General features: G+C 69.5%; 24 protein-coding genes. 9 read left to right on the top strand and 15 right to left on the bottom strand.

From position 1 onward, the window contains the following. The first annotated feature begins 22 nt into the window (after positions 1 to 22). Entirely contained in the window at positions 23 to 862 is an 840-nt protein-coding gene (locus G4D85_RS44540) for a discoidin domain-containing protein (RefSeq protein ID WP_205525985.1), read from the top strand. A gap of 49 nt (positions 863 to 911) precedes the next feature. Here G4D85_RS44540 and G4D85_RS44535 read toward each other — a convergent pair whose 3' ends face one another. From G4D85_RS44535 to prfA, 4 genes are all read right to left on the bottom strand, one after another. Beyond that, entirely contained in the window at positions 912 to 1301 is a 390-nt protein-coding gene (locus G4D85_RS44535) for a zf-TFIIB domain-containing protein (RefSeq protein WP_164020468.1), read from the bottom strand. Positions 1302 to 1443: 142 nt separating this feature from the next. Continuing rightward, the gene (gene murA / locus G4D85_RS44530) at positions 1444 to 2715 is read right to left on the bottom strand and encodes a UDP-N-acetylglucosamine 1-carboxyvinyltransferase (protein ID WP_164020466.1); all 1272 of its coding nucleotides are present in this window, start codon (positions 2713 to 2715) and stop codon (positions 1444 to 1446) included. A 14-nt stretch (positions 2716 to 2729) separates the two neighbouring features. Next, a complete protein-coding gene (gene prmC / locus G4D85_RS44525; protein ID WP_164020464.1) occupies positions 2730 to 3611 on the bottom strand; it encodes a peptide chain release factor N(5)-glutamine methyltransferase in 882 nt (293 codons plus the stop codon). Continuing rightward, positions 3608 to 4705, bottom strand: a complete 1098-nt coding sequence (gene prfA / locus G4D85_RS44520; protein ID WP_164020462.1) for a peptide chain release factor 1 — start codon at positions 4703 to 4705, stop codon at positions 3608 to 3610. Before prfA ends, prmC begins: the two co-directional genes overlap by 4 nt. 155 nt (positions 4706 to 4860) lie before the next feature. Between prfA and G4D85_RS50515 the strand changes: the two genes are divergently transcribed. Further along, positions 4861 to 4983: a hypothetical protein gene (locus tag G4D85_RS50515; protein ID WP_013941470.1), complete on the top strand. Its 123-nt coding sequence runs from the start codon at positions 4861 to 4863 to the stop codon at positions 4981 to 4983. Between the two features lie 8 nt (positions 4984 to 4991). Here the strand turns inward: G4D85_RS50515 and G4D85_RS44515 are convergent, their stop codons facing one another. Further along, positions 4992 to 6239, bottom strand: coding sequence for a CapA family protein (locus G4D85_RS44515; RefSeq protein ID WP_164020460.1), 1248 nt, complete (start codon positions 6237 to 6239; stop codon positions 4992 to 4994). A 63-nt stretch (positions 6240 to 6302) separates the two neighbouring features. Here G4D85_RS44515 and G4D85_RS44510 point away from each other — a divergent pair, with 63 nt between their 5' ends. Both G4D85_RS44510 and G4D85_RS44505 read left to right on the top strand, forming a co-directional pair. After that, the gene (locus G4D85_RS44510; protein ID WP_164020458.1) at positions 6303 to 7118 is read left to right on the top strand and encodes a tetratricopeptide repeat protein; all 816 of its coding nucleotides are present in this window, start codon (positions 6303 to 6305) and stop codon (positions 7116 to 7118) included. 9 nt (positions 7119 to 7127) lie between these two features. After that, the gene (locus G4D85_RS44505) at positions 7128 to 8531 is read left to right on the top strand and encodes a hemolysin family protein (RefSeq protein WP_205525984.1); all 1404 of its coding nucleotides are present in this window, start codon (positions 7128 to 7130) and stop codon (positions 8529 to 8531) included. A gap of 6 nt (positions 8532 to 8537) precedes the next feature. Here the strand turns inward: G4D85_RS44505 and G4D85_RS44500 are convergent, their stop codons facing one another. Next, positions 8538 to 9287, bottom strand: coding sequence for a TapB family protein (locus tag G4D85_RS44500; RefSeq protein WP_164020456.1), 750 nt, complete (start codon positions 9285 to 9287; stop codon positions 8538 to 8540). 286 nt (positions 9288 to 9573) lie between these two features. Here G4D85_RS44500 and smc point away from each other — a divergent pair, with 286 nt between their 5' ends. Next, on the top strand, positions 9574 to 13176 hold the full coding sequence (gene smc / locus G4D85_RS44495; RefSeq protein ID WP_164020454.1) for a chromosome segregation protein SMC: 3603 nt from the start codon (positions 9574 to 9576) through the stop codon (positions 13174 to 13176). A gap of 132 nt (positions 13177 to 13308) precedes the next feature. Here smc and G4D85_RS44490 read toward each other — a convergent pair whose 3' ends face one another. The 7 genes from G4D85_RS44490 to groES all read right to left on the bottom strand — a co-directional run bounded on the left by G4D85_RS44490 (position 13309) and on the right by groES (position 19980). Continuing rightward, complete coding sequence (locus G4D85_RS44490) at positions 13309 to 14520, bottom strand: hypothetical protein (protein ID WP_164020452.1); 1212 nt, start codon at positions 14518 to 14520, stop codon at positions 13309 to 13311. 40 nt (positions 14521 to 14560) lie between these two features. Further along, positions 14561 to 15943: a sigma 54-interacting transcriptional regulator gene (locus G4D85_RS44485; RefSeq protein WP_164020532.1), complete on the bottom strand. Its 1383-nt coding sequence runs from the start codon at positions 15941 to 15943 to the stop codon at positions 14561 to 14563. A gap of 61 nt (positions 15944 to 16004) precedes the next feature. Further along, on the bottom strand, positions 16005 to 17009 hold the full coding sequence (locus G4D85_RS44480; protein WP_240359877.1) for a hypothetical protein: 1005 nt from the start codon (positions 17007 to 17009) through the stop codon (positions 16005 to 16007). Positions 17010 to 17099: 90 nt separating this feature from the next. Beyond that, positions 17100 to 17501: a hypothetical protein gene (locus tag G4D85_RS44475; protein ID WP_164020450.1), complete on the bottom strand. Its 402-nt coding sequence runs from the start codon at positions 17499 to 17501 to the stop codon at positions 17100 to 17102. Positions 17502 to 17599: 98 nt separating this feature from the next. After that, positions 17600 to 17854 (bottom strand): glutaredoxin 3, encoded by a 255-nt coding sequence (gene grxC / locus G4D85_RS44470; protein WP_164020448.1) that lies wholly within the window; start codon positions 17852 to 17854, stop codon positions 17600 to 17602. A 150-nt stretch (positions 17855 to 18004) separates the two neighbouring features. Then, positions 18005 to 19648: a chaperonin GroEL gene (gene groL / locus G4D85_RS44465; protein ID WP_164020446.1), complete on the bottom strand. Its 1644-nt coding sequence runs from the start codon at positions 19646 to 19648 to the stop codon at positions 18005 to 18007. 41 nt (positions 19649 to 19689) lie between these two features. After that, a complete protein-coding gene (gene groES, locus G4D85_RS44460; protein WP_164020444.1) occupies positions 19690 to 19980 on the bottom strand; it encodes a co-chaperone GroES in 291 nt (96 codons plus the stop codon). 411 nt (positions 19981 to 20391) lie between these two features. On the opposite strand from groES, the gene G4D85_RS44455 reads away from it, so the two are divergent. From G4D85_RS44455 to G4D85_RS44445, 3 genes are read left to right on the top strand one after another with little or no spacing between them, the layout of a single operon-like run. After that, positions 20392 to 20979 (top strand): hypothetical protein, encoded by a 588-nt coding sequence (locus G4D85_RS44455; RefSeq protein ID WP_205525983.1) that lies wholly within the window; start codon positions 20392 to 20394, stop codon positions 20977 to 20979. Between the two features lie 38 nt (positions 20980 to 21017). Then, entirely contained in the window at positions 21018 to 21659 is a 642-nt protein-coding gene (locus tag G4D85_RS44450) for a hypothetical protein (protein WP_164020440.1), read from the top strand. 36 nt (positions 21660 to 21695) lie between these two features. Next, entirely contained in the window at positions 21696 to 22169 is a 474-nt protein-coding gene (locus tag G4D85_RS44445; RefSeq protein WP_164020437.1) for an NUDIX hydrolase, read from the top strand. Positions 22170 to 22199: 30 nt separating this feature from the next. On the opposite strand, the gene rpoZ is transcribed toward G4D85_RS44445, so the two are convergent. Then, positions 22200 to 22433 (bottom strand): DNA-directed RNA polymerase subunit omega, encoded by a 234-nt coding sequence (rpoZ, locus tag G4D85_RS44440; RefSeq protein ID WP_164020435.1) that lies wholly within the window; start codon positions 22431 to 22433, stop codon positions 22200 to 22202. Between the two features lie 256 nt (positions 22434 to 22689). Between rpoZ and G4D85_RS44435 the strand changes: the two genes are divergently transcribed. After that, positions 22690 to 23205, top strand: coding sequence for a hypothetical protein (locus G4D85_RS44435; protein ID WP_164020433.1), 516 nt, complete (start codon positions 22690 to 22692; stop codon positions 23203 to 23205). Positions 23206 to 23241: 36 nt separating this feature from the next. Here the strand turns inward: G4D85_RS44435 and G4D85_RS44430 are convergent, their stop codons facing one another. Then, on the bottom strand, positions 23242 to 23601 hold the full coding sequence (locus tag G4D85_RS44430) for a DoxX family protein (protein WP_164020431.1): 360 nt from the start codon (positions 23599 to 23601) through the stop codon (positions 23242 to 23244). Positions 23602 to 23606: the final 5 nt, after the last annotated feature.

The raw sequence follows: 23606 nt of genomic DNA, 5'->3' as shown, positions 1-23606 counted from the left end.
TGGCGATCAAAGATGCACCCCCATGCGAAGCCTGCTCCTCGCCTCCCTCCTGCTTGCCACCGCCGCCACCGCCACCTCCAACGTCCCCCCGGGCTATGTGGAGACGTCCGACTGGCTGGAGCGCAAGGCCCGGCCCGAGCGCTATGGGCCCCTGAACCTCCTCGACGGGCGCGACACCACCGCGTGGTGCGCCCCCGGCGAGTCCCCGGCGCCCATCACCCTCGGCTTCAAGGACGTCGTCACCGTGGACGAGGTGCGCGTCTACACGGGGGACGGCACGGACCGGGCCGCATTCAAGGCGCGGGGCCGGGCGAAGAAGTTCACCCTCACCAGCGTGGACGCCGCCCGGAGCTTCAAGGTGGAGGACAAGCGCGGCCTCCAGGCCGTGCCGCTCAGCCAGCCCCTCCGGGGCGCCCGCTTCATCCTGGAAGTCGTGGACCGCTTCCCCGGCACGGAGGAGGAGGCCCCCGTCTGCATCACCGACCTGGTCTTCTACTCCGGCGGCAAGGCCCTCAACGGCACCTGGCTGGCCTCGCGCCTGAAGTACGACGCGCGCCTGGCGCCGCTGCTGGGCACCTGGTTCGGCGGCCTGGAGGGAGCGCCCGAGAGCTTCCTGTCCTTCTACATGGACGGCACGTACCGCTACACCCGCGAGCCCCTGGAGGGTGGGGGGCCCACGTCCGTCACCGGGACGTACACGCTGTCCGGAAGCAAACTGACAGTAGAGGTGCCGAAGCGCGGACGGGTGACGTTGCGCCTCCAGAAGGGCGGGGAGGACGGCGTACGGGTGCCGGAGGCGTCCATTGAGGTGGAAGGCCCCCTGGCGGAAGACTGGGGCCGCGAGTTCCGCGGCAGGCCCTGAGACAGCGGGGCCACCGCGCCGGAAGCCGGGCCCCTGGAAAGCGGGTCGCCTAGAGGGCGGCCAGCTTCTTCTTGGCGCTGAAGTGGCGGAAGAAGGCGATGATTTCCTCGACGGCCACCTTCACGTCGCTGGCGTCCTGGAACTCCGACTCCAGGAAGATGCCACCACAGGACTCACACGTGTCGTAGTGGAGCGGGTGCTGGCGGTCGCCGCCGTCCACACGGACGAGGTCCACCTGGCACTCGGGGCACTGACCGGTCAGTGCCTGCGCATCGACTTTGCCGCCCTGGCTCTCCAGCCCGGGGAGGTTGTTGTGGAGCAGGACCCGGTTCAGGTCCGCGACGTCAATCCAGAGGCCGCCGCAATCTCCACACTTTCGCAACGTCAAATCCTCCCCCTCGAGATCGGTCATCTCGACGTTGCAGCTGGGGCAATCCATGGGAACGGTCAATCTCCTTCAATGGGGGAGGGTCGCTCCCCAGTGGTTCGGAGAATGATAGGTCGCACGAAAATTCGGATGCAACCCACGTCGCCGCTTCTGTTGGCAACGCGCCGTCTCCCTGCCCCTTTCCTCCGTCCCCTCAGGCCTTCGCCTTCACCCGCCGGATGTCCGCGCCCAGGCTCCGCAGCTTGCGCTCCAGGCGCTCGTAGCCCCGGTCCAGGTGGTACACGCGGCTGACGTCCGTGCGCCCCTCGGCCCGCAAGCCCGCGAGGATGAGCGACGCGCTCGCCCGCAAGTCGGTGGCCATGACGGGCGCCCCGCTCAGCCCCTTCACCCCCTTCACCACCGCTGTGTGGCCCTGGATGGTGATGTCCGCCCCCAGCCGGTGCAGCTCCGGCACGTGCATGAACCGGTTCTCGAAGATGTTTTCGCTGATGACGGACGTTCCCTGGCTGACGGACATGAGGGCCATGAGCTGGGCCTGCATGTCGGTGGGGAAGCCGGGGTGCTCGGTGGTGTTGATGTTCACCGAGGTGAGGGTGCGAGGGGCCTTGCACCGCAGCCCGCCCCCTTCCGCGGTAATCGTGCAGCCGGCCTCGCGGAGCTTGTCCACCACGGCCTCCAGGTGCTCGGGCACCGCGTGCTTCACCAGCACGTTGCCGCCGGAGATGGCCGCCGCGACGAGCAGGGTGCCCGCCTCAATCCGGTCCGGGAGGATGGCGTGCTCCACCGGCTTGAGGCCCTCCACGCCGTCGACGGTGATGACGGACGTGCCGGCGCCTTCAATCCGCGCGCCCATCTTGTTGAGGACGCGGGCCAGCTCCTCGATTTCGGGCTCGCGGGCGCAGTTCTCCATGACGGTGCGGCCCTTGGCCAGCACCGCCGCCATCAGCACGTTCTCCGTGCCGGTGACGGTGATGACGTCGAAGTTGACGGTGCCGCCCTTGAGCTGCTTCGCCCGGGCCTCCACGTAGCCCTCGGTGAGGTGGATGTCCGCGCCCAGGGCCTTGAGCCCCTTGAGGTGCTGGTCGATGGGGCGCGCGCCGATGGCGCACCCGCCCGGCATGGACACGCGGGCCCGGCCGAAGCGGGCGACGAGCGGCCCCAGCACCAGCACGCTGGCGCGCATCGTCTTCACCAAATCATAGGGGGCCTCGGGGTGGATGTGGCCATTCACCCCCACCTGGCAGATGTCCTTCTTGCGGGCGGTGAGCCGCTCCGCGTCGCAGCCCATGGTGCGCAGCACCTTGAGCATGGTGCCGACGTCCGCCAGGTCCGGCACGTTCCGGTAGGTGGAGGTGCCATCCGCCAGCAGCGCGGAGGCGAGGATGGGCAGCGCCGCGTTCTTCGCGCCCGAGGCCTGCACCTCACCGTGCAGCTCCTGGCCGCCCTTCATCACGATCTTGTCCATGGTTCCCTGCTTCTTCAGCCCTGTGGCCCGTCAGCCGCGGGCTGTGTCCCAAAAGCCATTCGCTCCCGCCGCTCCAAGTCCTTCTCCACGCGCGCATCCGCGTAACCCGCGGCCCGCAGGAGCTCCAGGACAGCGGGGCCCTGTGTCTCGCCAATCTCCATTGCAAGGAGCCCGCCAGGCTCCAGCCAGCGCCGCGCACCCGTCACCACCCGGCGGATGGCCACCAGCCCGTCCGGCCCTCCGTCGAGCGCCAGCTTCGGCTCGCGCCGGACCTCGGGGGACAGGGTGGGAATCTCCGCGGTGTCGATGTAGGGCGGGTTGGAGACCACCACCCGGAAGCGGGCGTCCGGGGGCACCGGGGAGAAGAGGTCCCCCTGCAGCACCGTCACCCTGTCCGACACCTTGAGGGCCTCGGCGTTCTCCCGGGCCAGCGCGCACGCGTCCGGGGACAGGTCCGTGGCCACCACCGTGGCCTGGGGGCGCTCGGCCGCGAGGCTGATGGCGATGCAGCCCGAGCCCGTGCACACATCCAGGGCCCGCGACGGCGCGTCCTTGGGGAGCATGCGCAGCGCGGCCTCGACGAGCAGCTCCGTCTCCGGGCGCGGAATCAGCACCCGCGCGTCCACCTTGAAGGCGCGGTTGTAGAACTCGCGCACGCCGGTGAGGTACTGCGTGGGCTCGCCGCCGAGGCGCCGCTCGATGAGCGCCTTGAAGGTGCCCAGCTCCTCCTTGGACAGCGGGCGGTCCAGGTCCACGTACAGCCGGACGCGGCCCACCTGCAGCACGTGGGACAGGAGGACCTCCGCGGTGAGCCGGGGAGAGTCCACCTGACGCTTCTCGAAGTGCTGCGTCGTCCAGGTGAGGACCTTGCGGATGGTCCAGGTCTCGCCGCTCATGCGTCGGGAGAGGCGGGCCGCGGGCCGCCGCCGGTCTGCGCCTTGAGCGCCTCGGCCTGGTAGAAGGTCCGGCACGCGGTGATGACGTCGTCGATGCCGCCCGTCATGATGCCCGGCAGGTTGTGCACCGTGAGGCCGATGCGGTGGTCCGTCAGCCGGTCCTGCGGGAAGTTGTAGGTGCGGATCTTCTCGCTGCGGTCGCCGGTGCCCACCTGCGAGCGGCGCGTGGAGTCGCGCTCGGTGCGCTGCCGCTCCAGCTCCATCTCGTAGATCTTCGCCCGGAGCATGCGCAGCGCCATGTTGTAGTTCTTGAGCTGGCTCTTCTCCTGCTGGCACTTCACGACGATGCCCGTGGGCCGGTGCGTCAGGCGCACCGCGGAGTCCGTCGTGTTGACGCTCTGGCCGCCGGCACCGGTGGACCGCATGGCCTGCCGGTCGATGTCCGATTCGTTGATCTTCACGTCCACCTCCTCGGCCTCCGGCATGACGGCCACGGTGATGGTGGAGGTGTGGATGCGGCCCTGCGTCTCGGTGGCCGGCACGCGCTGGACGCGGTGCACGCCGGACTCGTACTTCAGGTTGCTGAACACCGCGTCGCCGGACAGGGTGAGGGTGGCGTCCTTCACGCCGCCCGCGTTGCCCGCGCTCATGTCGATGATTTCGGACTTCCAGCCCCGCCGGTCGGCGTAGCGGAGGTACATCTGCATGACCTCCTCGGCGAAGAGGGCCGCCTCGTCGCCTCCGGCGCCGGCCCGAATCTCCAGGATGACGTTCTTCTCGTCATTGGGGTCCTTGGGCAGCAGGAGGAGCTTCAGCTGGGACTCCAGCGCCTCGCGCTGCTCCTTGAGGCCGGGCAGGGCCTCGCGGGCATAGGCCTTCTCGTCCGGGTCGGAGCTGCCCAACCAGGCTTCGACCTCGTTCAGGTCGGCCAGCACCTTCCGGTAGGTACGGAAGGTGTCCACCAGCTTTTCCAGGCCCGCACGCTCCTTGGAGACCTTCTGGAGCCTCGCCGAGTCGCCGAGCACGTCGGGGTTCGACAGGTCGGCGGTGAGGCGCTCGAACCGGCGCTCGACGTCTTCGAGTTTGTCAATCATCGTTGTTCCGGGGGGTATTGCCCCTTTGTCCGCCCTCTGGCAAGGGTGGGCGGAGTCAAGAAAATCCTTGGCTGCCTGGGCGGTCGCATGAAAGAAGGGCCGCCCTCACCGCCACTGGCGGTCGGTTTCACATCACCTACCCGGAGTCCTTCCACATGCCCGCCCAGAAGGGAAATCGTTCCAAGAAGAAGGTCGCCAACCGCGCCAAGGGCCGGAAGGCCCAGCTGAAGCGCCGCCGCAGCCGCGCCAAGAAGGGCCAGTCCAACAACAAGGTCTAGTTGGCCGGCTACTCCCTCCCTCGTGCTTCGGGGGAGGGAGGCGTACGGGCCCACGGCTCCAGCTCGGGCAGCATCCGCTCCACGCCCTTCGACGAGCTGGCCAGCAGTCGCATGACCTCTTCCGCCTCGGCACCCGTCACGGGCACCGGCTGGAAGGGACGCTCCGGGTAGCGGTCGGAGCGGAGGGGCAGCACCTCGCTGGAGAGGTAGCCGCCGGGCCCGAAGCGGGCCTTCCACAGCGCGCTGCGCTTGTCGCGCGGGTTCCAGTTCCCACCAAAGACGAAGTTCCCCAGCGAGTAGACGACGGGGGCGCCCTGGTACAGCTCCATGGACTGGAGCACGTGCGGGTGGCTGCCCAGCACGCCGCTGGCGCCAGCGTCAATCGCCGCGTGGGCCAGCCGCACCTGGTACGGCTCCGGCGAGTAGGTACCCTCGCGGCCCCAGTGGAAGAAGGGCAGCACCACGTCCGCCTGCTGCTTCGCGGCGAGGACGTCCTCGCGCAGCATCCGCTCCATGGCGTCCACGTCGGAGAAGTGCCCGGCCACGCCCGGCGTCGTCTCCGTGGCGTAGACCTCGGGCGGCTCGATGTTGCGCTCGCCGAGGAAGAAGTACCCGAGGAGCGCCACGCGCACCCCGCCCACGGTGAGGATGGCGGGACGGCGCGCCTCGGCCAGGTTCCGCCCCGCGCCGAAGTAGGGGATGCGCGCCGCCTCCAGCGTCACCAGCGTGTCCACCAGCCCCTGGGCGCCGAAGTCCATCAGGTGGTTGTTGGCCAGGCTCACCACGTCCACGCCGCCGGCCACCAGCGCGCCCGCCAATTCCGGCCGTGCGCGGAAGTTGAAGTTCTTGGCCAGCTTCTCGCCGCCCTCGGTGAAGGGGCACTCCAGGTTGACGACGAAGAGGTCCGCCGCGTCGCCCAGCGGCTTCACCTCCTTGAAGCCGTAGGCGAGCATCTCCTCGCGCGAGCGGCCCTTGGCCACCTCGGCGTCGAAGTACGTCTGGTGGTTGTGGCCCAGCGTCACGTCGCCGCCCACCACCAGGGTGATGGGACGGGCAGCCGGGCCAGCGTCCGGTGCCTCGGTCAGCAGCCCCGCGTCCGGTATTCCGGCTGCCGGGAAAGCGGGGAGGGCGGCCACGCCCGCGTCCTCGACGGACGCAGCGGGGGGGGTGTCCGGTACCGGCGGAGGCTCCGTCGGGGGGACGGGGCGCGGATGACAGGCGGCGAACAGGAGCAGCAGGAGGGCGGCGTGGCGCATGGGCGGGGGGAAACTCTACCTTGCACCCTTGATTGCGCGACGCGTAGATTGGCCGGCGCTCTCATGGCCCGGGAAAAGGACAACATCGCTCTCTCCGACGAGCACAACACTCGCGGAATCGAGCTGGCGGACCGTGGGTGGCTCGACGAGGCCATCAAGGAGTTCAAGAAGGCCATCGACCTGGACCCCAGCTCGGCCCACGCCCACGACAACCTGGCCACCGTCTACGCGGAGAAGAAGCTCTTCCGCGAGGCGCTGTCCGAGTACCTCACCGCCCTCAAGCTGGAGCCGGAGAGCGCCACGGCGCACTACAACCTGGCCTGCTTCCTCTCCACCCACGCCGGGGAGATGGCGGTGGAGGAGTACAAGGAAGCCATCGAGCTGGACCCCGAGTACCCCGACGCGCACCTCAACCTCGGCCTCACCTACGCGGACCAGGGCCGGGTGGAGGAGGCCATGCGCGAGCTGCAGACGGCCATCGAGCTGGACTCGCAGGACGCCTTCCCCCGCCACGAGCTGGCGGCGCTGATGATGGACGAGGGCGACTACCGCTCCGCCATCACCCAGCTGAAGGAAGTGGTGCGACTGGAGCCGGACAACTTCGAGGCGCAGCTGGATTTGGGCATCTGCTACGCGCAGAAGGGCTTCTACGCGGAGGCCGAGCGCGCCTACGAGCGGGCCCGGGCCCTCAACCCCGAGGACCTGCTGCTCAACTACAACCTGTCCGCGCTGTTCGCGCTCTGGGGGCGGCCGAAGGACGCCGTCCAGTACCTCCAGAAGTCGCTGGCGGCGGACCGGCCCAAGGTCCTGGGGTGGCTGTCCACGGACCCCATGTTCGACGCCCTCAAGGGCGACCCCGACTTCGAAGCCCTGTTCTGAGCCAGCGCCATGGGAATGGAATGGGTGTTCCTCGGTCTGGCGCTGCTCCTGGTGCTGGCCAACGGGTTCTTCGTGGCGACGGAGTTCGCCATCGTGAAGGTGCGCGCCACGCGCATCCAGGCGCTGGTGGATGAGGGCGCGCCGGGGTCCTCCACCGCGCTGAAGATGGTGGAGCACCTGGACGCGTACCTCTCCGCCACGCAGCTGGGCATCACCCTGGCGTCGCTGGGGCTGGGCTGGCTGGGTGAGCCGGCCTTCGCGAAGCTGCTGGAGCCGGTGCTGGTGGGGCTGGTGCCGGAGGGCTCCGCCACCACGCTGGCCCACACGGTGTCGGTGGTCATCGCCTTCAGCATCATCACCTTCCTGCACATCGTCATCGGGGAGTTGGCGCCCAAGAGCCTGGCGATTCAGCGCGCCGAGGCCACGACGCTCGCCGTCGCGCTGCCGATGCGGATGTTCTACTTCCTCTTCTACCCGTTCATCGTCCTGCTCAACGGGCTGGCGGCGTGGGTGCTGCGCCTCTTCGGCCTGCACTCGGTGGGCGAGTCGCATGACGCCCACAGCGAGGACGAGCTGCGCGTCATCCTGCACAGCTCGGCGCAGGCGGGGGCGATTACGACGGCGCGCGCGGAGCTGCTGGAGCGCGCGCTGGAGATGGCGCAGAAGACGGCGCGCCAGGTGATGGTGCCGCGCAACCAGGTGAAGTTCCTCGACGTGGAGGAGCCGCTGGACAAGTGCATCGCGGACGCGCGCGCGGCGGGGCACACGTGGCTGCCGGTGTGCCGCGGCAACCTCGATGAAATCGAGGGGCTGGTCAACGCGAAGGACCTGTTCTTCCTGCTGTCTCGCGGGGAGCTGCGCAGCCTGGCCCAGGTGCAGCGGCCGGTGCTCTTCATCCCGGAGAACGCCACGCTGGAGCAGCTGTTGGCGGAGTTCCGGCGCCGGCGCCGGCAGACGGCGCTGGTGGTGGACGAGCACGGCGGCACGTCCGGGCTCGTCACCATCTCCGACGTGGTGGCCGAGGTGGTGGGCGACGTGGCCGAGCTGGGCCGGCGGATGGACGAGGTGCGGGCGCTGCCGGGCGGCCGCTTCGAGCTGCCGGGCACCACGCAGCTGGACGATTTGGAAGAGCGGCTGGACGTCAACTTCGACCTGGACGAGGACGAGCAGGGCGAGGTGACGACGATTGCCGGCTACCTCATGGCCCGGCTGGGGCGCGTCCCGGACAAGGGGGACAGCCTCAAGCTCGACATGTGGCGCATCCTCGTGGAGGAGGTCGACGGGCCGCGCGTGGTGCGGGTGACGGTGGAGCCGCAGACGCGCGCCACCCCGGCCCCGCGTCCGTCCTCGGAGACTCCGGCGGCGTCCTCCTCGGGAGAGACACCGCCGGTGTCATCGAGCGAGTCGTCGTAGGGCGCTTCAGCCCTTCGGGTCCTTCTTCTCCGCCACGGCCTTCTTCAGCGACTTCGTCTTGCTGGCGGCCTTGGGCGGCTCCGGGCGCTCCACCTTGAGCAGCTCCAGGTCCGTGCTGCCGGCCGTCTCCAGCTTGATGATGCCCACGCCGGGGGCGAACCAGATGAAGCTCTCCATGGAGCGGCCCTGGGAGCCGGGCCGGCTGGAGCGCGCGGTGGTGATGTTCTTCACCTTGAGCGCCTTGAAGGTGCCGGCGGCCACCGTCACCTCCTCCTCGCCCACCACCGTGGCCTCCTTGTCGAACGTGGTGGCGATGGTGGGCCGGATGCCCCCCGTCTTGCCCGCGGGCGGTTGGAGCTTCACGGAGAGGCTGTTCTTCCACGTCCCTCCCGGCACCATCGTCGCGGGCGCGGGCACGGCCACGCCCTCGGCGCTCACCACCTGTACGTCCATGCCGGACGCGGAGAGCAGGGTGCCCTCCAGGCCGCCCAGGCCGGTGCGGATGCCCTCGGAGGTGCAGGTGGCCTCCGTCTGGCCCTGCCGGTTCTTCAGCTTCACCGCGACGGTGCCCTTGAGGCCCTCCGGCACCGGCGTCACGTCCTGGGTGGAGAGCACCATCTCCGAGGACTTGCCTGCCCGGTAGGTCAGCTTGAGGCCGTCCTCCAGCGGGAAATACGGGTTGGGGCAGGCGGCCGGGGCTTCGACCGCCGCCGTGTCAGACCGGGGTGCTACGTCCGGCGTAGGGGTCGCTCCCATGAGGAGCGACATGGCGAGAAAGGGCTGGAACGTAGGCAACCTCCGGAAAAAGCAATTGGAAGGTAGGGTGGGGCTCCCACTTTGCAACCCCACGGAACGGCCGTCCGTACGCCAAGCCTGCCCTGTTGAAGGGCAAGCAGCCGAACGTATGGCCACCTGAGGCATGGTCACGCTTGATCGCCCGGGGGGCGACTGGTACTCCTGCTGATCGTTCCGGAGCCGAGTTTTCGGCCTCGCGCTCGTTTTATTCCCCCGTACTCCGTGCGTCTCCCAGGAGCCCGCTGGCATGCGAATCAAGCGGTTGGACATCACCGGCTTCAAGTCCTTCATGGAACGGAGCGTCTTCACGTTCGACGAAGGCGTGACGGGCATCGTCGGCCCCAACGGCTGCGGCAAGTCCAACGTCGTGGACGCCATCCGCTGGGTGATGGGTGAGCAGAGCGCGAAGAACCTCCGTGGCCGCGGCATGGAGGACGTCATCTTCAACGGCTCGGAGAACAAGCAGCCCCTGTCCATGGCGGAGGTGTCGCTCACCTTCCTGGTGGACGACACGGACCAGCTCGCGCCCCAGTACCAGGGCTTCTCCGAAGTCACGGTGACGCGGCGCCTGTTCCGCAACGGCGACTCCGAGTACCTCATCAACAAGACGCTGTGCCGCCTGCTGGACATCACCGAGCTGTTCCTCGGCACCGGCGTGGGCACCAAGGCCTACTCCATCATCGAGCAGGGCCGCGTCGGCCTCATCGTCTCCAGCAAGCCGGAGGACCGGCGCCACCTGCTGGAGGAGGCCGCGGGCGTCACCAAGTACAAGGCGCGCCGCAAGGCCGCCGAGCGGAAGATGGAGGCGACCGACGCCAACCTCCTCCGCGTCACGGACATCACCAACGAACTGGAGAAGCGGCTCGACGCGCTGTCCCGCCAGGCGAAGAAGGCGGAGAAGTACAAGAAGCTCAAGGCGCGCATGCGGGACATCGACCTGCACGCGGCCAGCCACCGCCACCTGGAGCTGCTGGCGGAGAAGCAGGTCCTCAAGTCCCGCCTGGAGAACCTGGGCACGGAGGAGCGCGAGAGCCTGGACCGGGTGAAGGACCTGGAAGAGGGGATTACGCGCCGCCGCGCCGAGCTGGAGGCCGAGGCCGCCGCCCTCCAGGCGCTCGCCGCCGAGGTGCACGCGCTGGAGAGCAGCGTGCAGCGCGACACGCAGGAGCTGTCGTACGGCAAGCGCGACATGGAGGAGACGCGCGCCCGCGTGGACGCGGCGAAGGTGGAGCTGGACGGGCTGCTGGCGCGGCAGACGGAGATGGCCGAGGCCATGGCCGCGCGCGAGGCGGAGCTGTCGGGCATCGCCGGCTCGTGGAAGGAAGACGAGGTGGCGATGCAGGTGGCGCAGGAGGAGCTGCGCCGCGTGTCCCAGCTCCAGACGGAGGTGGCGCTGCGCCTGGAGCAGGAGCGCGCCGGGCTGGTGGCCGTGGCGGGCCGCCTGGCCAACCACGAGAGCAACCTGGTCAACCTCGCCCGCCAGCGCACGGATTTGGAGGCCCGCCGGGCGAAGCTCCAGGGCGAGCTGGAGACGCTGCGCGCGCAGGAGTCGCAGCTGGAGGCGGTGCGCGGTGACGTGGCGAAGCGGGTGGAGGACACCCGCCACCTCGCGGCGGAGCTGGCCGAGCGCAAGGGGCAGGAGGAGGACGCCCTCAGCCGCACCCGGGCCGACTTCACGGAGAACGAAATCCAGGTCATCGCCCTGCGCGAGGAGCTGAGCGACAAGCGCAGCCGCCTGTCGTCCCTGGAGGACATCCAGAAGAACTACGACGGCTTCGACCGGGGCGTGCGCGCCGTCATGATGCGCGCCGGCACGGTGGCCCGGGAGCAGGGCATCTTCGGTCTGGTGGCCGACGTCCTCTCCGTCACCCAGCGCTACGAGCGCGCGGTGGAGGCCGCCCTGGGCGAGCGCCTCCAGCACGTCATCGTGGAGAGCCGCGACAAGGGCGTGGAGCTGGTGGAGTACCTCAAGGGTCACGCGGAAGGGCGGGGCAGCTTCCTGCCCGTGCCCGCGCTGGACTCGCTGCCGCCCGCGCTGGAGCCGGACTTCAGCCGCCCCGGCGTGCTGGCCCACGCCCCACGCGAGGTGACGTGCGAGGATTCGCTGCGGCCCCTGGTGCAGCTGCTGCTGGGCGACGTGGTCATCGTCCAGGACCTCGCCGTGGCGCGGGCGTACTCGGAGGCCGGTGGCCCCGCGTGCACGCTCGTCACGCAGGAGGGCGAGGTGTTCCGGCCGGACGGCACCATCGTCGGTGGTGAGCGCGAGGGCGCGGCGGTGGGCGCGCTCCAGAAGAAGCGCGAAATCGCCGAGCTGGCCACCGAGGTGGCCCGGGTGGAGGAGCGCTACAACGAAATCCTCACCCGGCACTACACGCTCCAGAAGCAGATGGGGCACACCGAGAGCGTCCTCAAGGGGCTGGCGAAGAACCAGCACGCCGAGGAGGTGAATCTCGCCAGCCAGGAGAAGGACCTGCACAAGGCGGGCGAGGACCTGGCCCGGGTGCGCGAGCGCGTGCGGGCGCTGGAGTCCGAGGACGCGCAGCTGGCGCAGAGCCACAGCGCGCTGGCCCACGAGGAGGAGACGAGCCGCGGCGAGGTGGCGCACGGCCAGGCGGACCGCGAGGGCCGCGAGGAGCGCGTGAAGCAGCTGGCGGGGGAGCAGGAGTCCCTGCGCCAGCGCTCGGAGACGGCCAACGGCGAGCTGACGGGCCTGCGCATCAAGGTGGCGGCCGGCAGCGAGCGCGGCGAGTCCGCGCGCAAGGAGCTGGAGAGCCTCGTCACCCAGCGCAAGGACATGGAGACGCGCATCACCCGCCTCCAGGCCACCGTGCTGGAGGGCGGCTCGCGCTCCGAGGAGCTGGAGCGGCGAATCACGGACACCGAGGGTGGCCTGGCGAAGCGCGCCGACGAGCACCGGCTGGCCGCCGAGGGCCTGGAGTCCCGCCGGGCCGCGCACACCACGGCCTCCGCCGAGGTGCGTGAGCAGGACGCGCAGTTCCGCGAGCTGCGCGGGCGCGTGGACGAGCTGATGCAGGGGCTGTCGCAGATTTCGCTGCGCGAGCGCGAGATTGCCCTGGAGCTGGAGCACCTGTCCGCGGGCATCCGCGAGCGGCACCAGGTGGACCTGGCGCTGGAGCTGCACAACTTCCACCTGCTGCCGGCGCTGGCTCCGGAGACCGAGGCCGAGCTGAAGGATTTGCGCGCCCAGGTGGAGAAGATGGGGGAGATCAACCTCACCGCCATCGACGAGCACGCGGAGCTCTCCAAGCGCTACGACTTCCTCGACGCGCAGAAGAAGGACCTGCAGGCGTCCATCGAGCAGCTCAAGGAGGCCATCCAGCGCATCGACGCCGCCAGCCGCGAGCGCTTCAAGCAGACCTTCGACGTGGTGAACGAGAAGTTCCAGGCCATCTTCCCGCGCCTGTTCGGCGGCGGGCGGGCCAGCCTCGTCCTCACCAGCGAGGGGCCCAACGCGGAGCCGGGCGTGGAAATCGTCGCCCAGCCGCCCGGAAAGAAGCTGCAGAGCATGAACCTGCTCTCCGGTGGCGAGAAGGCCCTCACCGCCGTGGGCCTCATCTTCGGCATCTTCCTCATCAAGCCCACGCCCTTCTGCCTCCTGGACGAGGTCGACGCGCCGCTGGATGAGGGCAACGTGGGCCGCTACAACGAGATGGTGAAGGAGATGAGCAAGCAGTCGCAGTTCATCCTCATCACCCACAACAAGCGGACCATGGAGATCTCCAACACCCTCTATGGCGTCACCATGGAGGAGCCGGGCATCTCCAAGCTCGTCAGCGTGCGCATGCGCGAGGCCGGCGCCGCCAACGACGACAAGGTCTCCGCGGCCTGAAGTCCCGGGGGCCCTTCGCGGGCCCCCTCCGGCGGGAGACAGCACCCCTGAAACACAGAAGGCGTGGGCGCCGGAATCCGGGCACCCACGCCTTCGTGCTTCTCCAGGCCGCGGTCCTGCCGCGGGCCCTGGCTACTTCTTGTAGCTCTTCTTCGGGCAGGCGCCCTTGTCCTGCGTGGCGATCTTCTGCGCCTCGGCGAGCTCCTTCTGCGTCTCGTCCAGGTTCTTCTGGGTGGCGGCCTCCGCCTCGGACCAGCCCTCCGCGTCCTTCACCTTCATCTCCTGGGCGATGGTCAGCGCGGCCTGCTCCGTCGTCAGGCGGCCCTGGGTGGCCTCGGTGACGCGGGTGTCCGCCGCCACCAGGGCGTTGCACGTGCGCTCGAGCTCGTCGAAGAGCTTCCAGTCCTTGGTCTTCTGGTAGCGGTCCACCACCGTGGCGAACGCCTGCGCCGCGGGGCCGCGGGCGCCGTCGGCCATGGCCTGGTCCGCCGCGCGCTGCGTGCGAACCAGGTCCAGCTGCAGGAAGCGCAGCTCGGGGGCCAGGGTGGCCGAGGACTCCTCGGAGGCCTGCGAGTTGAAGTGGACGAAGCGATAGCTGAAGCTCAGCTCGTCGGAGGACAGCTTCGCGGGCAGCGCGGCAATCTTCGGCTGGAGGCAGGCGGCCAGCTGGTCGCCCTCGGTGACTCCGGAGGGCTCGAAGGTGACTTCGGCCGGCGTCTGCTGCGCCTTCACCAGCTTCACCTTGGCCGTCAGCGTCGGGGGCACCTTGTCCTTGAAGTTGGCGTAGCACTCACACCAGCCCGGCTGCGCCAGGCGCACCGCGCCGGTGAAGTCCGAGCCCTCGTTGATGCCGAAGGTGACGGAGTTCAGGCCGCTGGCGGAGTGCTCGAAGGGGATGGTGGCCTCCACCGGCTGAGCGCCCTTGGCGAGCGCCGCTGGCTGTACCTGCGTGTCCAGCACCTTCTGGATACAGGCCTGACCCTCGGGGGTGAGGTTCTCCCCGGTGAGGGCGTGCGTGGCGCCCTGGTCGGTGAGGGTGGTCTTCACGCTCAGCTTCGTCGCCGCCGCGGGGCCGCGATTCTTCGGGTCGACCAGGCACTCCTGCACCTGCGGGCGCGCGGACAGCAGCGCGCCGAGCACCACGCCCTGGCTGCTCTGCTCCGGCATCTTCAGCTCGCGCGGGAAGCAGGAGACGAGGTCGAACGGCGGCTGGTTGGTGATTTTGACCCTCTCCTCCTTGGTCATGGGCTGCCCGTCCGCGCCGGTGACGGCGGCATCGGTCTTCTGCGTTCCGGCACAGGCGGCGGTGAGAGCGAAGGAGGCTACGGCAAGACGACGCAACATGCGGTTGTTCTCCCTGGGGGTGGGGACTGCGTCCGGGCTTCTACTTCTCCAGGCCCTCGGCGTTCTTGAGGTCCTTGAGGCGAAGCCCGTTTTTCTTCAAGAGTCGGTAGAGGCTCTGCATGGACAGGCCGGTGCGCTGCTCGGCGGCCTTCATGTCGAAGCCCACCGTGCGCATCACCTCGGCGAAGTACAAGCGCTCGAAGTCGGCGAGCACCCGGTCCTTGGCCTCGTGGTACGGCATGTTGGTGACGATGGCGGACACGTTGGTGGCGGGGGCCTGGCCCTCCTCCCGGCGCGACGGCTGCGCGAGGAAGTCCAGCCAGCTGCTGTTGCCCGTCTCCTCCATGAGGGCGCCGCGCTCCAGCACGTTGCGCAGCTCGCGCACGTTGCCCGGCCAGTCGTAGCCCTCGAAGAGGGCCAGCGTCTGCGGGGTGAGCGTCACGCTGGCGCGCAGCGTCTGGGACAGGGCCTGGGCCAGGGCGGGCAGGTCTTCCCGCCGGGTGCGCAGGGGCGGCAGGCGCACCCGCGCCACCGCCAGCCGGAAGTAGAGGTCCGCGCGGAAGCGGCCCTGGCGCACGTCCTCCTCCAGGTTGCGGTGCGTGGAGGCGATGACGCGCACGTCCACCGCCACCGGCTGCCCGTCCAGCGAGGGCACCTCGCGCGTCTCAAGCACGCGCAGCAGCTTGCCCTGCACCTGCAGCGGCAGCTCGCCCACCTCGTCGAGGAAGAGGGTGCCGCCCCGGGCCGCCTCGAAGACGCCGCGCGCCTCGCGGTCCTCGTTCTCCCCCGCGCGCAGGCCGCCGAACAGCTCGCGCTCGGCCTTCTCCTCGGAGATGAGGTTGCAGTCCACCACCTTGAAGGGGCCGTGCCGCCGCACCGAGTGCTGGTGCACCGCGCGCGCCGCCAGCTCCTTGCCGGTGCCCGTCTCACCCTCGATGAGCAGGCTCATGTCCTCGCGGGCGATGCGGCGCAGCTCCGCGAAGACCCAGCGCATCTTCTCCGAGGCGCCCACCAGCGTGCCGAAGGACTCGGCGCCGGCCACCTCCACCTCGGTGGGGCGGGGCGCCACCTTCACGGACAGCTTCGTCTTGCCCAGCTCCACCTTGTCTCCGCTGGACAGGTACGCCTGCACCACCTGCCGTCCGTCGAGGAAGGTGCCGTTGCGGCTGCCGGTGTCGCGCAGCAGCAGCCCCCGTGAGGTGCGCTCCACCTCCAGGTGGCGGCGGCTCACCGTGCTGTCGGTGAGCACCAGGTCGCTGGCGGGGTCCGAGCCCACGCGTACCAGCCCGTCCTGGCTGGTGACCTTCTTGCCTTTATCCGGACCGGCCACCACCTCCACGGTCCACTCGTGGATGGGAATGCGGGTGGTGCGGCCGTCCTGTTCCGTCTGGGCGGTCTGGGTGACCTCGGGCCTGGGTTCCATCATGGGTCCTCTTTAGGTGCGAGGGGACCAGGGGGGCAAGCACGACTCGCACCACGAAGTTTCAAGGCAGCAAGAGTGAAACAATCTGCCCGGAGGCCTTTCTTACCCGCGCTTCCACCGGGAGGGGGGCCAGCCGCGTCCGGGCGAGGGCCTGGGGTGGGGCGGGGCGGCCGTCGAGGGACAGCACCTGGTCCCCCGCCGCCAGCTTCGCGCCCGGGGGGGCCTCGCGGACGTACAGGCCGGCGGGCTGCCGGGCCAGGGCATCCAGGAGGGCGGGTTCCAGGCCCGGGTTGGCGAAGCGCAGGCGCTGCTGGCGAAGCACCTCCGCGTCGAGGACATCCCTCCCGGCAAGCTCGGGCCCCAGCTCCAGCGTCTCCCAGGGCAGCCACGCCACGGACGTGGCCACGGGCGGCGAGGGGGCGCGCGGCGGCTTCAGCGTGCCGGACAGCCCCTTCAGGGCCTCGCGGGTGAGCGTCTCCAGCAGTCCGGTCAGCTCCGGGGTGGGGTCCGCGCCGTCGTCGGTGGCTACCGCGAAGGGGTCCGCCGGGGCCTCGCCGGACACCTCCAGCACCACCGTCCGGCTGGCGGGGTGCAGCACCTCCACCGTGCCCAGGTACACCACCGCCTCGTTGACACTCTGGCCCACGCTGCGGCCGCGACTGTCCAGCATTTCACGTTGTCCGGCCTGGACGCGCCGCTCCGCCCGGGCGCGCAGCACCAGCGCCCCCTCCGGCCGCACGCCATACGGGGCCAGCACCGCCACCGCGTCGCTGGCGGCCCAGGCGTCGTCCGCTTCCGGGCTGTACACGCGCACCTCCGTGGGGCCGAAGAAGAGGGCCTCGGCGCTGGCCTCGGCCAGCGCCACGTCCACCAGCCGCTGGGACACCTCCACCGCGCGCCATGCGGGGGCCTCCCAGCGCAGGACTACCGGGTACACCACCACCGCGGCCACGCCGAGGTCCGCGGGCACGTCATGCTTCACCTGGAGGGACGGGCCCCGGCAGGCCAGGGCCACCAGGGCCACCAGCCCCAGGGCCGTGCGTGCGAGGAGGGACGTGCGAGTCACAGCCTCCATCCAAGACGAACGGCCCCGTCGAATCCAGAAACCGGCGCGGCCCTCATGCCCGGGGCCGCGCCGCCGAGGGCGCGCCGCCGCTCAATAGCGCGCGGGCGAGTCGCTGGCGGGGAAGGACTCCTTGGACTCCTCGTCCACGATGTCGTCCGTGGCGTTGCCGCCGGACTGGACGCCCGCGTTGCTCTGGGCCCTCGCCGAGCGCGTGGGGACACTCTTTCCGGTGCCCGCCCTGGCCTTGCGGCCGGTGCCGGCCTTCTCGCCGCCCAGCATCCGGGTCCCGAGCAGGTTCTTCGCGCGCTCGGAGAGGTTGCGCTGCTCCTCCTGCCAGTCGCGGAAGAACTGGGCGAGCTCCTGGTCGCCGGCTTCCTCGGCGTCGGCGATGTATTGCTCACCCGTCGAGGCGCCCTTGAGGAGGTGATACAGGGCGCTGATGAGGTTGTAGTGCTCGTCACGGGTGCCCGTCTGCGCTGCTTCGCCTGCCATTGCTACCTCCCGCGGAAAGGGGATGTGCCACGGGAGGGAAGGTAGGCACGGCACTTCGGGGCAGGCGGAGCATGGCGCCCGCCTGCCTGGCCGCCGGCTCAGGCCAGCATCGGGTCCAGCCGGCCCTCGGTGTCCAGCCGGGACAGGTCCGAGTAGCCCCCCACGTGCGTGTCGCCGATGAAGATCTGCGGCACGGTGCGCTGGCCGCCGCTCATCTCCACCAGCTTCGAGCGCATGGAGTCGTCTCCGGTGACGTCCACCTCTTCGTAGTCCACGCCCTTGCGCTTGAGCAGGTCCTTCGCGCGGACGCAGTACCCACAGTAGGTCGTCGTGTAGATCTTCACGGGCTTCACGGGCAGCACCTCCTTCTTGCCTACCAAACTAAGGGCCGGGAGCCCCCGCCGCCACCTTGCCTGGAAAACACAACGGCCCCCGGCTCCCTTGGGGAACCGGAGGCCGCTGTCAGGCAGTCACCCCGGCATGGGAGCCGGGGTGGGGGGCGACTACATGCCCATGCCGCCCATACCGCCCATGCCGCCCATGCCGCCACCGCCGGCGGGGGCATCCTTCTCCTCCTTCGGACGCTCCGCCACCATGGCCTCGGTGGTGAGCATGAGGGAGGCCACGGACGCCGCGTTCTGCAGCGCGCTGCGGCTCACCTTGGCCGGGTCGATGACGCCCGCGGCCAGCAGGTCCTCATAGGCGCCGGTGGCGGCGTTGAAGCCGAACGAGCCCGTGCCCTCCTTGACCTTGTTCACCACCACGCTGCCCTCGAGGCCGCCGTTGCCGACAATCTGGCGCAGGGGCTCCTCGACGGAGCGGCGGATGATGTCCACGCCGAACTTCTCGCCGGCGGTGAACTCATGGCCTTCCAGCGCCTTGAGGCACCGGATGAAGGCCACGCCGCCGCCGGGCACCACGCCCTCTTCGACGGCCGCGCGAGTCGCGTTGAGCGCGTCCTCCACGCGGGCCTTCTTCTCCTTCATCTCCGTCTCGGTGGCGGCACCGACGTTGATGACGGCCACGCCGCCCACCAGCTTCGCCAGCCGCTCCTGGAGCTTCTCGCGGTCGTAGTCGCTGGAGGTCTCCTCGATCTGCGCGCGGATCTGCTTCACGCGCGCCTCGATGTCCTTCTGGCCGCCGGCACCGTCGACGATGGTGGTGTTGTCCTTGTCGATGGTGATGCGCTTGGCGCGGCCCAGGTCCTGGAGCGTCAGCGTGTCCAGCTTGATGCCCAGGTCCTCGGCGATGAGCCGGCCGCCCGTCAGGGTGGCGATGTCCTCGAGCATGGCCTTGCGGCGGTCACCGAAGCCCGGCGCCTTCACCGCGCACACGTTCAGCACGCCGCGGATCTTGTTCACCACCAGGGTGGCCAGGGCCTCGCCCTCGACCTCCTCGGCGATGATGAGCAGCGGCTTCCCGGCGCGCGCCACCTGCTCCAGGATGGGCAGCAGGTCCTTCATCGACGAGATCTTCTTCTCGTGGATGAGGATGAGGACGTCGTTGAGGACGGCCTCCATGCGCTCCGGGTCCGTCACGAAGTACGGGGAGAGGTAGCCGCGGTCGAACTGCATGCCCTCGACCACGTCCAGGGTGGTCTCCAGGCCCTTGGCCTCCTCCACCGTGATGACGCCCTCCTTGCCGACCTTCTCCATCGCGTCCGCGATGATCTGGCCGATGGTGGCATCGCCGTTAGCGGAGATGGTGCCGACCTGGGCAACTTCCTTCTGGCCCTTGGTGGGCTTCGCCAGCTTCTTCAGCTCGGCGACGATGATGGCCACGGCCTTGTCGATGCCGCGCTTGATCTCCATCGGGTTGTGACCCGCGGCGACCAGCTTCGCGCCCTCGCGGAAGATGGCCTGCGCCAGCACGGTGGCCGTCGTGGTGCCGTCACCGGCGACGTCAGACGTCTTGGAGGCGACCTCCTTGACCATCTGCGCGCCCATGTTCTCGAACCGGTTCTCCAGCTCGATTTCCTTGGCGACCGTCACACCGTCCTTGGTGATGGTGGGCGAGCCAAAGCTCTTCTCGATGACCACGTTGCGGCCCTTGGGGCCGAGGGTGACCTTGACCGCGTCAGCCAGGATGTTGACGCCACGGAGGATGGCCTCGCGGGCGCGTACGTCGAACAGAATGTCCTTCGCCATGGGGATGGTTCCTTGAAGGAAAGAGGTGGGAAGGAAGGCGATTACTTCTCGAGCACGCCGAGCACATCCTCCTCACGGAGGATCAGGTGCTCTTCGCCGTCGAGCTTGATCTCGGTGCCGGCGTACTTGCTGAACAGGATGGTGTCACCGGCCTTGATGTCCATCGGACGGACCTTGCCGTCCTCGAGCACCTTGCCGTTGCCCACGGCGATGACCTTGCCCTCGAGGGGCTTCTCCTTCGCCGTGTCGGGGATGAAGAGACCGCCCTTGGTCTTGGTCTCCTCGGCGACGCGCTTGACGATGAGCCGATCCTGCAGGGGACGAATCTTCATGGTCGCTCCTTTATGTGGCGCCCGGCCTTGAGGTGACTGCCGGCCGGGACGCCGCTTGGGGGTTAATGGGTCGTGACGACCCGCGGCATTAGCACTCGCACCTCGCGAGTGCTAACGCCTAGGCGCGGCGGATAATAACCAGGGAAGTCGACCCGTCAAGCGATGCCGGACTGACGTCGCATTGGCTGCCAAATCCCTGGCATTGCTGTGCTTTTTCTATTCCCGACGTTGATTATTCCCGCCGGTCCGGCCGTGTGGCCGGTGGGCCCGGATTAGCACTCGCGGGGGGCGAGTGCTAACGCAAGTGCCTGGAATCATTGGAACTCACCTTTGCGAGCGTCGGGGCCCATTGGTACCCTTTCCTTGTCCTCCCGGGGGCACAGTGGCCCCCGGGTCAGGCGGGAGGTGTCAATGAGTGAACTGGTGGCGTCCCTGTCGCTGACGGAGTTCTTCAAGTCGCTCCTGGACGAGGTCATCGGGCGGCAGCGGGTGGTCATCACCGAGGTGACGGAGTTCTACCTGGTGAACCTGCTGTCGGAGTTCGCGCTCACCGACAAGCTGTTCTCCCGCGAGGAGGACGGCCGCAAGGGGCACGAGCCGCTGGCGGTGCTCTACCACCAGGCGCTGCAGCAGGAGCGCAACGAGCGCATCCGCACGCTGCGGCGGCTGGGGGACGTCTCGCTGTACACGGCGGGCTTCTTCTCCGGCGCGCTGCAGAGCGGGGTGGTGGGGCCCGACTACTACATCCAGATGGGCGGCACGGCGTACGGGCAGGTGGCGGAGCTGTCCCCGGCGGCGCAGGTGTACCGCGAGCTGCGCGACAAGTTCCGGGAGCTGGTGGAGGTCCTGGAGGAGATTGCCGCGCGCGGCATGGTGAAGGCCGGGCCGAGCGGCGCCCTGAAGGTCTACGAGTCCTGGTCTCGCACCGGGAATGACCGGCTGGAGCGGGTGCTGGCGGACGCGGGGATGGTGCCCCCGCCCAAGGGGCTTCCCAACTAGCGGGCGCGACACGTCACGGCACGTCACGGGAGGCGGCGATGATTGGTCGCGTGCAGGACCACCTGGAGGCCATCTACGGCTTCACGTGCGAGGCGAGGGCGGAGGTCTTCGTCGTGGACACGGAGGCCGCGGTGCAGCTGGGCGGCACGGGGCGCGGCGAGGAGGAGCTGCTCGTCCACGAGGACGGGGAGGACCTGGAGCTGGCGCTGTACCTGTCCCCCGCGCTGCTGGACCGGCTGAAGCCCTATGAGGTGGGCCCGCTGGGGTACCTGCTGGACGGCGACCTGGACGGCTACTGCCAGGTGGCCGAGGGCGTCAGCCACTTCCTCTACGTGGCGCACACTGCGGCGCACGGGCGGACGGTGTCGCTGCTGGAGCTGGAGGCGCAGGCGGAGGTGGACAAGTTCGCCGTGTGCCTGCTGCACCGCTGGGGCGAGGGCGTGGGCGCCTGGGCGGAGGAGCTGCTCTCGCGCCTGTTCCAGCGGGTGTCCTACCGGGAGCGGCTGTCCGCGCAGGAAAGGTGGCGCTACCAGGAGGCCAACCGGCTGTCGCGCCTCTTCTGTACCCGGCTGATGGGGCACGTCACGGGGCGGCGGTTGGATCGGCTGCTGGGGGACCTGCGCTACGCCTACCGGCTGGGGGCGGAGGCCAAGCTGCGCCATTTCGCGCACGGAGGGTGAGCACCCGCACGCCGGCTTCAGGTAGGGTGGCCAAGCATGCCACGCGAGGCGTCCGCAGGAGGGGTCGTCATCCGGGAGAGTGCCGGCACCTGGGAGGTCGCCGTCATTCGTCCCCATGGGCGACCCTTGTGGGCGCTGCCCAAGGGGCACGTGGACCCGGGTGAGAGCCCGGAGCAGACGGCGAGCCGCGAGGTGCACGAGGAGACGGGGCTCACCGTGACGCTCATGGCGCCACTGGGGGAGATCCGCTACGTCTACCAGTTCCGGGGACAGCGCATCTTCAAGCGCGTCCACTTCTTCCTCTTCCGCTACCAGGAAGGCGCGCTGGGGCCGCTGCCGGGGCCGCGCGTGGAGGTGGACGAGGTGCGGTGGGTGCCGATGGCACAGCTGGTGCCCATGCTCGGCTACAAGGGGGAGAAGGCCGTGGCGTCGCGCGCGGTGCGCTGGCTGCGCTCACAGGGCCTGCTCCCGGAAGCCCCCCTCCCGGTGAGGACACCCGGGAAGGAGTAGGACTTCGAAGGGCTTCCGGAGCCCGGAAGCTCAGGGCTTCTCGACGGTGTACTTGCCGGACAGCGCCTCGCGCACGTCACGGTCGAACTTCACGTGGCCGGTGGCCACCTCGCGCAGCGAGAGCACGGGGGGCTTGTTCTTGGAGGACTCGATGATGGGGCGGGCGCCCGCCATGAGCTGGCGCGCGCGCTTGGCCGCGAGCAGCACCAGCGCGAACCGGTTGTCGACGAGGGGGAGGCAGTCTTCGACGGTAACGCGAGCCATGGAACGTCCTTCGGATTTCGGTGGGGCTACTGAAAGCGGTGAAACCTAAAGAGCGCCCCCCGTCGAGTCAAGGAAGGACGCACCGGCAGGGCCGGCGGGCGGACAGGCGCTCCCACCCGGGGTGGGGGCGGGGCAGGGAGCTCCCGCCGCCAGTGCGCGCGCCTGCCCATCCACGTCCGTGGGGGGCTCGTAGTCCCTTTTGAAACGCAGCCACGGCCCGCCAGTCGCGGGCCGCAAGCCAGAAAGGGACACGGACATGAGCAGCCATCGCGATGAGTACACGGGCCTGGAGTCGAGCGAGGACCTGGAGGTCCGCGAAGAGGCCGGGACGGAGCGGCGCTCCTACTCGCTACTGGGGGACGACGAGCTGGAGGAGGCGAAGATCACCTGCCGCACGGGCAGCGCGCTGCCGGCCGAGCCCGACATCGTCAGCGGCAAGATCCTCACGCCGCTGAGCTCCCGCAGCGCGGCGGTGGACCTCCGGCTGGGCCCGAAGGTGACCTTCAACCCCGGACAGGCGCCGCAGGCGTGCGTCATCAGCGCCGACGACGCGCAGCTGCTGCCGGCGCGCTACGTGAACCTGCTCGGCGCCATGCGCGTCGTGCAGCTCCCCGGCCGCATCGTCTTCCAGGTGGACCTCCAGGACACGAACCGGACCGGCGTGCTGGCCTTCCGGCTGAAGTTCGAGGAGCAGCGCACCCAGCCGAAGCGCGCCGTCATCCTGGCGACCATCGACCTGCGCAACCGCACGGTGATGCTCTCGCGCGGTTGAGCACGTCCCTCGGGCACACCCGGGCTTGCTAGCGGCTCAGGTGTACCACCAGGCCCAGAGGATGAGGACGCCCTGCAGGGGCAGCCGCAGCCAGAGCAGCGCGGGGTGCAGCTTCTTGAAGCGCTCCGGATTCATCGTCATGTAGAGGTTGGCGGGGAACACGGCCACGAAGAGGGCGATGAGGCCCCACGCGGCAAGCCGGCTCGTCTGCGGCACCACCAGCCCCACTCCCAGCACTACCTCCGCCACGCCACTGAGGAACACGAGCGGCCCGTGCCATGGCAGGTACGGCGGCATGATGCGCAGGTAGAAGCGCGGGTTGCGGAAGTGGTTCACCCCCGCGGCCACCATCAGCAGGGCGAGCACGTACTGCAGGACGAGCTTCACGGTTTCCATGGGCG

The organism is Pyxidicoccus trucidator (genome assembly GCF_010894435.1).
In the GTDB taxonomy this organism is placed as follows: domain Bacteria; phylum Myxococcota; class Myxococcia; order Myxococcales; family Myxococcaceae; genus Myxococcus; species Myxococcus trucidator.
Note: the sequence above shows the minus strand (reverse complement) of the source record. Positions and strands in the feature narration are given on the sequence as shown.